At 45.2% G+C, this 7,973-nt stretch carries 8 protein-coding genes; 5 read left to right on the top strand and 3 right to left on the bottom strand.

The genetic code is table 11. The features are described 5' to 3' along the window. The first annotated feature begins 110 nt into the window (after positions 1–110). Positions 111–545 carry a hypothetical protein gene (locus SIN01_RS13180; RefSeq protein ID WP_010027783.1) on the top strand — a complete coding sequence of 145 codons (435 nt, stop codon included), beginning with the start codon at positions 111–113 and terminating at the stop codon, positions 543–545. Positions 546–654: 109 nt separating this feature from the next. On the opposite strand, the gene SIN01_RS13175 is transcribed toward SIN01_RS13180, so the two are convergent. Then, positions 655–1,782, bottom strand: coding sequence for a mechanosensitive ion channel family protein (locus SIN01_RS13175; protein ID WP_373864409.1), 1,128 nt, complete (start codon positions 1,780–1,782; stop codon positions 655–657). A gap of 607 nt (positions 1,783–2,389) precedes the next feature. Between SIN01_RS13175 and lpdA the strand changes: the two genes are divergently transcribed. Genes lpdA through SIN01_RS13155 form a run of 4 tightly spaced genes read left to right on the top strand, consistent with a single transcriptional unit; the run spans position 2,390 to position 7,122 of the window. Continuing rightward, on the top strand, positions 2,390–3,808 hold the full coding sequence (lpdA, locus tag SIN01_RS13170) for a dihydrolipoyl dehydrogenase (protein WP_010025064.1): 1,419 nt from the start codon (positions 2,390–2,392) through the stop codon (positions 3,806–3,808). Beyond that, positions 3,805–4,830: a thiamine pyrophosphate-dependent dehydrogenase E1 component subunit alpha gene (locus SIN01_RS13165; protein ID WP_010025063.1), complete on the top strand. Its 1,026-nt coding sequence runs from the start codon at positions 3,805–3,807 to the stop codon at positions 4,828–4,830. Before lpdA ends, SIN01_RS13165 begins: the two co-directional genes overlap by 4 nt. Before the next feature lie 13 nt (positions 4,831–4,843). Further along, positions 4,844–5,827 (top strand): alpha-ketoacid dehydrogenase subunit beta, encoded by a 984-nt coding sequence (locus tag SIN01_RS13160; protein ID WP_010025062.1) that lies wholly within the window; start codon positions 4,844–4,846, stop codon positions 5,825–5,827. A 17-nt stretch (positions 5,828–5,844) separates the two neighbouring features. Next, on the top strand, positions 5,845–7,122 hold the full coding sequence (locus SIN01_RS13155) for a dihydrolipoamide acetyltransferase family protein (protein WP_010025061.1): 1,278 nt from the start codon (positions 5,845–5,847) through the stop codon (positions 7,120–7,122). Between the two features lie 67 nt (positions 7,123–7,189). Here SIN01_RS13155 and SIN01_RS13150 read toward each other — a convergent pair whose 3' ends face one another. Both SIN01_RS13150 and SIN01_RS13145 read right to left on the bottom strand, forming a co-directional pair. Next, positions 7,190–7,468, bottom strand: a complete 279-nt coding sequence (locus tag SIN01_RS13150) for a chorismate mutase (protein ID WP_029548180.1) — start codon at positions 7,466–7,468, stop codon at positions 7,190–7,192. Positions 7,469–7,511: 43 nt separating this feature from the next. Continuing rightward, the coding region (locus tag SIN01_RS13145; protein ID WP_141306125.1) for a LysR family transcriptional regulator substrate-binding protein at positions 7,512–7,973 on the bottom strand (462 nt) is incomplete at its 5' end.

The raw sequence follows: 7,973 nt of genomic DNA, 5'->3' as shown, positions 1-7,973 counted from the left end.
CATCAGCAAGACCAAGAAATCAAATACAGATTGTGGAATCAAGGCGGGGCTTCAAGCATATGATTGAGCAGACAAGTTTCTTGTTAGAGATTGATTAAGGAGTGTTCACCATGAATCGTCGCGTTACCGCGTGCATCATCGCTTCTTTGTCTGTACTGTCAGCATTGATTCAATCGCTTTTTGGCGGCTTTACATTTCTTACGGCTTTATGGGCACCTTCAATGCGTATGACTCAGCTCGTTAAACATGATCCGCTATCTGCATCCGGGGCATTAAGAAGCCTGATCTCCTTCGGAAGTCATGCATTTATGGCCGGAGGAATCAGTGCAGCCATGTCTGGAATCGGTTTGTATCTATTCATGAGAAAAGGGTTTGCTGTGGTTTGCGGGCTACTGTTTCTGCTTGCCGGAAGCCTTAACTGTTTGATCTTATATGGGACAGGTCTTCCAGTTGCTGTGCTGCTGATTTGCACAGGGATGATCATGCTTGCATTAAATTCAAATCCAATCCTGCCCAAGCAGCAAGTAACCAACAAACACCATTGAATGCGCGTCCTGAACCATTTCGCTTAATCTAAAAGTATACGTTTTTTAAAGGATGTCCCATAGTCAACAGACTTTTGAGACACGCCTCATCACCAAACCTATAATTAGTCTAGTCTCGAGACGGTAAGCGTTCTTCCGTGGCTGCGGCCTGATCGTCCTCAAATTTTTTTCCATCGTCATTTGTTGTAATGATGACCGAACGCGGCGCAGCCAACTTAACCTGTTCTTTTTGAAGAATATCGAGAACAATATAATTATAGTGTTCTTTTGCTTTTAACCATTCCTCAAAATCCATGGTTTTGATGAAAAAATCAATCATCAAGTTTTTACTGCTTGAAGTAATTTTATCCAAATAAACATACTTTTTATCGGGATAAACTTCGCTATCTGTTGCCAGTGTTTGCCGGATGCGGCCAAGGCTCCGTTTAATCTGTTCATTTGTTGTCTCAATATCCAAGGACAGATTGAAATAAATTCGCCGCCTGTCCATTCTCGATATATTTGTGATTGGCGAGTTGGCAAGTGTTGAGTTGGGGACCGTTACCAGCGCAAGATCGAAAGTTCTAATGCGTGTGGAACGAAAGTTAATATCTTCAACAACGCCTTGAATTGACCCCATCTGAATGATGTCGCCGATTGTAAAAGGTGCATCGGTAATAATCACCAGGCCACCAAACAGGTTGCTTAAAGTATCTTTTGCGGCCATTGCCACGGCTAGTCCGCCAATGCCAAGTCCGGTGATCAATCCGGTGACGTGAAAATTCCACTGTTCTAAGATTATCGAAAGGGTAAAGACCGCGATAATAAATTTCACGATTTTAGAAAGAAATGGAATCACGATTGTATTGAACTGCAGCTCATAGCGATTGCCCATTCGATTAAAGAAAATGCCAATTGCACCAGAGAAGATGTAGAATCCCCAACCAATTGAAAATACGGTCAACGATTTAAAAATCAATGAAACGATTGACTTCCATGCATGCGGAAGCGGTAAATATAAAAGTGCAAAGTAGATGCCTGCAAAGAGAAGGATAAACGTAACCGGCTTGTAAAATGCTCCAGCAATCGCATCGTCCATCTGTGTTTTGCTTAATTTAGACAGCCGGGCGATCAGTTTTAGAAAAAATTTAGAAAACAGTTTTCTTGCGATGAAGAAAATCAGAAATATGGCTAATGAGATAAGTGCTTCCTGCCAAGTAATCGTGAAGATCCAGTTAAATTGTTCCAAATTATTCACTCCGAAAAAGTAGGGTTAGGTCATCGCATTGGCTGACGCATTAAGGGACAACGGTGATTCTGATTCGCGTCATCTGGAAAATGATTTCCTCAATTCTTAATTGTACGTTTTTCAACGGCCGATGTCATGTATTATTTAAGAAAAACCAAACTGTGCTTGGTCCTTAATCTCCAGCCATGTGTGATGGACTCGTGTCTTTTCGGTGCTGAATCGCCGCTCCGGTTGCTCGCTTGCCGCGGGCGCACCGCGAGCCTCCTCAGACAAACAGAAATCTGCGGGGTCTCACTGGCGCCAGAGCCTTATAGATTCTCAAAGATATGAAGACCATGCTGAGAAATTGTCTCGAATCGTTTAGCAGATTGTTGAAGCAAAACCATACATGTGTTTTGCTTACCGGTTATGAATAGTGTACGCTAAGATGAGAGGATCATGTGAATGAGATGCAGGGTACGGCGCTTATGGATAAACGGCAACGAATCGAAAAAAATAGAGAAGGAATCACTGTAGCGTTGCGTTAAAAAATGATTTTTTTCTCTAGTATGAACGAAACCTTTCTGCCCGCAAAACGTAAATAAGCCATGCACGAACGATAAGGAGTGACTTTTTTATGGTCAAAAATTATGACCTGGTCCTATTAGGTGGTGGAACAGGTGGCTATGTAGCAGCTATTCGCGCCAGCCAACTCGGGCTAAAGACGGCGATCGTTGAGAAAGACTCGCTAGGGGGGACATGCCTCCATAAAGGGTGTATCCCGACGAAAGCACTGCTTCGAAGCGCAGAAGTTTTCAGTGAAATAAAAAAGAGTCAAGACTTCGGAATTGAAGTTGCCCAAGTTGCACTCCGTTTCAACAAAATCCAGGAACGAAAGCAAGCGATTGTGAACCAATTGCATCATGGTATTCAACAATTAATGAAAAAAGGAAAAATTGACATTATTAACGGTTTCGGACGTCTTCTTGGTCCATCAATCTTCTCACCGATACCCGGTTCGCTATCGGTTGAATTTGCTGATGGTCGTGAAAATGAGATCCTGACCTCTAAAAATGTGATCCTAGCAACTGGGTCAAGGCCTCGTTCTTTAAACGGTTTAGCGGTTGATGGAGAACATGTCCTAACCTCCGATGAAGCATTGCAATTACAAGAGGTGCCCGCTTCAATAATCATTGTCGGCGGGGGCGTGATCGGCGTGGAATGGGCATCGATGCTGGCAGATTTCGGTTCGAAAGTGACTATTTTGGAGTACAGTGACCGCATCATCCCAAGTGAGGATCGAACGCTATCGTTATCGCTTGCGCGCAGTTTTAAAAAACGCGGCATTCAAATGGTCACCTCGGCAAAGCTGCTTCCGGAAACCTTGCAAAAAGACAACCAGCTTTCGATCAGCGCAGAAGTTGATGGTCGAACAGAAACTTTTTCTGCAGAGAAAATTCTCGTATCTGTTGGGCGTATGCCGAATACCGAGGACATTGGTCTTGCTAATACATCAATAGAAACAGATCACGGTTATATAAAAACAAATGCTTTTGGCCAAACCAAGGAAACGCATATTTATGCAATTGGCGATATAACCGGTGGATTGCAGCTGGCACATGTTGCCGCACATGAGGGAATCCATGCGGTGGAACATATTGCAGGATTGCCCGTTGAACCGATGCAGCCGGAACGGGTTCCCCGCTGCATCTACACGCATCCGGAAGTCGCATCCATTGGTTTAACAGAAGCGCAAGCTAAAAAAGATCATGTAGTGAAAGTAGGTAAGGTTCCATTTGGCGCGATCGGCAAGGCGCTCGTGTATGGCGACTCTGAAGGCTTTGCAAAAGTGATTGCAGACAAATCGACCAATGACGTGCTTGGTATCCACATCTACGGACCACATGCAACCGAGTTGATCGGCGAGGCCGCAGCAGCCAAGCTGCTTGACGCGACGCCATGGGAACTGTCAGAAGTCATTCATCCGCATCCAACACTATCTGAAATTATCGGTGAAGCTGCATTGGCAGCCGATGGGAGGGCGATTCATCTATGATTCAAAAAATGAAACAAACTGCTCAAGTAACTAATCGTCACAGAGCGCTGGGTTTGACCGATCAAGATGTTCTGTCAATGTATGAGAACATGCTGAAGGCGAGAAGGGTTGATGAGCGACTTTGGTTGCTCAATCGCGCAGGCAAAATTCCCTTTGTTGTGTCTTGTCAAGGTCAGGAAGCAGCACAAGTCGGCGCTGCATTTGGCTTAAATCGCGATAAAGATTATGTTGCACCCTATTACCGCGACTATGGTTTTGTTTTTGCATGGGGCATGACGATAAGGGAAATGATGTTGAATAATTTTGCAAAAGCAGAAGATCCGAATTCAGGTGGAAGACAGATGCCGGGCCATTTCGGCTATCGAAAGCTGCGCATGCTTAGTCATTCATCACCGGTTACAACGCAAAATCCACATGCTGTCGGAATCGCGCTTGCAGCGAAAATCAAAGGTGACGATATTGTCAGCTTTGTCACTTTTGGCGAAGGCTCGTCAAACCAGGGCGATTTTCATGAAGCAGCAAACTTTGCAGCTGTTCACAAACTTCCTGTTATCTTTATGTGTGAAAACAACCATTACGCGATTTCGGTTTCTTTAAAAAAACAAGTAGCCTGTGCACATATATCAGATCGTGCGATTGGCTACGGGATGTATGGGGAATCTTTTGACGGCAACGATCCACTTGCTGCTTATGCTGCGGTTAAGAAAGCAGCAGATCGAGCACATCGCGGCGAAGGGCCGACACTTCTTGAAGCGAATGGTTACCGATTAATGCCGCACACGAGTGACGATAATGATATGACCTATCGATCCAAAGAGGAAGTCGATGAAGCGAAAAAACATGACGGTGTCGTGACGTTTGCCGAATACCTGCGCGCTATTCATGTTTTGACCGAGGATGTCGAACGAGAAATGGAAGAACGGATTCGCAAAGAAATTGATGCAGCGACGAATGATGCAGAAAAAGCACCATTCGCTGAGCCCGATTCTGTTCTTCATTATGTTTATGAGGAAAAGAATTAAGGGGGAAGAACGAATGTCAGTACGCTCATATATTGAAGCCATTACCATGGCTCTAGATGAAGAAATGGATCGGGACCAGAACGTCTTTGTATTAGGGGAAGATGTTGGCAAACGCGGGGGCGTCTTTCAAGCAACGAAGGGATTATATGAAAAGTACGGCGAGCTTCGCGTGATGGATACACCCCTTGCTGAGTCTGCAATCGCAGGTGTCGGCATTGGCGCTTCTCTATATGGGTTGCGTCCGGTAGCTGAAATGCAATTCTCAGACTTTATGCTTCCAGCGGCTAATCAGATTATCTCTGAAGCGGCGAAAATGCGCTACCGCTCGAATAATGACTGGTCGGCTCCATTAACGATTCGCGCTCCGTTTGGCGGAGGCGTTCATGGGGGACTCTATCATTCTCAATCGATGGAGGCGATCTTTGCTAATATTCCTGGATTGAAAATTGTTATTCCTTCAACGCCGTATGACGCAAAAGGGCTGTTAAAAGCTTCGATACGCGACAATGATCCGGTTCTCTTTTTTGAACATAAGCGTGCGTATCGACTCTTGAAAGGCGAGGTTCCGGAAACCGACTATGTTGTTCCGCTTGGAAAAGCCGACGTTAAACGCGAGGGTACCGATGTAACCGTAATCACCTATGGACTCATGGTTCATCATGTACTCAATGCGGCGCAGCGGCTTGCAGAGCAGGGCATTTCCACTCATGTGCTTGATCTGAGAACGATTTATCCACTTGATAAAGAATCAATAATCAGCGCGGCACAAAAGACTGGAAAAGTTTTGCTGGTTACGGAAGACACGAAAGAGGGTAGCGTGTTGAGTGAAGTTGCAGCAATTATTGCCGAGAACTGCCTTTTTGAACTGGATGCGCCGATCAAACGCGTTGCGGCACCGGATGCGCCGGCAATGCCCTATGCCGGCCCGCTGGAACAGGCATTTATGGTGAAACCGGAACAAATTGAACAAGCAATCCAAGACCTAGCTGAATTTTAAAGGAAGGGGGCAGTATGATGAGTGAAAAGCAAATGACGATGCCGCAATTAGGAGAAAGTGTGACTGAAGGAACGATCAGTCAATGGCTGGTTTCAGCAGGCGATACAGTAAAAAAATACGATCCCATAGCTGAAGTAACGACGGATAAAGTGAACGCAGAAATACCTTCGAGCTTCGAAGGAAAAATTATTAAATTACATGCAAGCGAGGGCGATACCTTGCCGGTTGGCGAGCCGATATGTTCGATTGAAATTGCAGGTAATGAAGCTACAGGCGAGGCTGAGACAACGACAGAAGCAGCTGAGTCGCGTCAAAAAACGAAGCAGTCAATGAAAAAACGCTATTCGCCGGCGGTATTACGTCTTGCTCAAGAGCATGACCTTGATCTTGAGAAGATTACCGGCAGTGGAAGAGACGGGCGGATTACAAGGAAGGATGTCGCGCGTTTTCTGGAGGCTGAACCAGCACAAGCTTCTGAGAATCTAAATCCGGCTGCTGGCATGCAACCAGCTGCATCTGCCGGGGGCTACGCAGGAGCTGTCGCCGGACAAGCGGCGGCACCTGAAGCAAAACATTCTGCCATAAAGAGTGAAGCGGGTGATCGTGTTATCCCGTTGACTGGAGTACGTCGCGCGATCGCTGCTAACATGCTGCGCAGCAAACATGAAATTCCTCATGCATGGACAATGATTGAAGTTGACGTGACCAATTTAGTGAACTATCGGAACCAAGTAAAAAATGCATTTTTGAAAAAAGAAGGTCATAAATTAACCTATCTGCCCTTTTTTATGAAAGCGATTGTCGCCGCTTTGAAAGAATTCCCGCGTATGAACAGCACTTGGGCCGGTGATAAAATCATTGAAAAACGGGCGGTTAATCTATCCCTTGCCGTGGCTTCAGAAGATGCGCTCTATGTTCCGGTCATTAAGAATGCCGATGAACGGAGCGTTAAAGGACTTGCTTTTGCCGTCGACGAACTTGCCGCTCGCGTTCGCGAAAATCGGATGTCGCCCGATGACATGCAAGGAGGAACGTTTACAGTAAATAACACCGGATCATTCGGATCAATTCAATCACAGCCGATTATCAACCATCCTCAAGCTGCTATTCTGTCAATCGAATCGATTGTCAAACGGCCTGTAGTGGTGAATAACATGATTGCAATTCGTGATATGGTGAATCTCTGTATCTCGATTGATCATCGCGTGCTCGATGGATTGATTACGGGGCGTTTTCTTGCGCGAATCAAAGAATTGCTTGAAAATGTTAATCCTGAGAATACACCGATCTATTAATGATTCAAGCGAATCCGAGAAGATAAAAGCAACCTCCGTCTCGACTCATCGAAATGGAGGTTGCTTTTCATTTGCACTTATTGATCAGCAGTTTCTGATAATCACGGCTGAGGGTTACGAGGTGTTTGAAAAGGGATTCTTGATAGGGCCTAAGTTCTGCACGTGCGCTTTGGTCACGTGCTTTTCTAATGATGTCTTGTTCTCGCTTTCCATCCAGAATTTTATGATCGTTTTTCAATTTGAATAATGCTATCGAACGCGCGATGTCCATTCGCTCGTTGAACAAGTGGATGAGCTGTTCATCAATGGCATCGATTTCTTTTCTGTATGCTTGTAATTGGTTCATGATCCGTACCCCGACCTTTCGATTTCTTGTTGCCGTTCTTTCCTTAGGCAAACTCAGCGATTAATTCCTTGGTTATCTCAGCAAAGCACTTAGCTGCCGGTGAGGGCGGGATTCGCGTCGCAAGTCCGATCGTACGAAAGCTCTCCTCAGAAAATGGTATGGCTTTAAGCGGTGCAATTTGATCAGGAAGCACCAATTCAGGTAATATACTTATTCCCAGATGATTACGGACCATGGCGAGGATCGCATTTTCTTCCATGAGTTCGAAGCGAATCTCAGGCTTACAGTTGTGTGCCGCCAAAAGCTGTTTTACTTCATGGTTTCCTCCAAAGGCGGGCATAATAAATGGCTGTTTTCTCAGTTGGTCAAAAGAAACGGTTTTTTGATGATAAAGTTTACTCTGCGGTGAGACGATACAAAGGATACGGTCTTTCTTCAACGAAGTAATCTGGAATGATTTTATTTCAAGTTTATTAACAAAACCGCAATCCAATTCACCGCGTGT

It is taken from the genome of Sporolactobacillus inulinus (genome assembly GCF_006539285.1).
GTDB lineage: Bacteria > Bacillota > Bacilli > Bacillales > Sporolactobacillaceae > Sporolactobacillus > Sporolactobacillus inulinus.
Note: the sequence above shows the minus strand (reverse complement) of the source record. Positions and strands in the feature narration are given on the sequence as shown.

What these genes read in the sequence shown, in the direction of transcription:
- SIN01_RS13180 (WP_010027783.1), top strand. Translation starts at nt 111, where the DNA reads ATGAATCGTCGCGTTACCGCGTGCATCATCGCTTCTTTGTCTGTACTG.
- SIN01_RS13165 (WP_010025063.1), top strand. Translation starts at nt 3,805, where the DNA reads ATGATTCAAAAAATGAAACAAACTGCTCAAGTAACTAATCGTCACAGA.
- lpdA (WP_010025064.1), top strand. Translation starts at nt 2,390, where the DNA reads ATGGTCAAAAATTATGACCTGGTCCTATTAGGTGGTGGAACAGGTGGC.
- SIN01_RS13150 (WP_029548180.1), bottom strand. Translation starts at nt 7,468, where the DNA reads ATGAACCAATTACAAGCATACAGAAAAGAAATCGATGCCATTGATGAA.
- SIN01_RS13160 (WP_010025062.1), top strand. Translation starts at nt 4,844, where the DNA reads ATGTCAGTACGCTCATATATTGAAGCCATTACCATGGCTCTAGATGAA.
- SIN01_RS13155 (WP_010025061.1), top strand. Translation starts at nt 5,845, where the DNA reads ATGAGTGAAAAGCAAATGACGATGCCGCAATTAGGAGAAAGTGTGACT.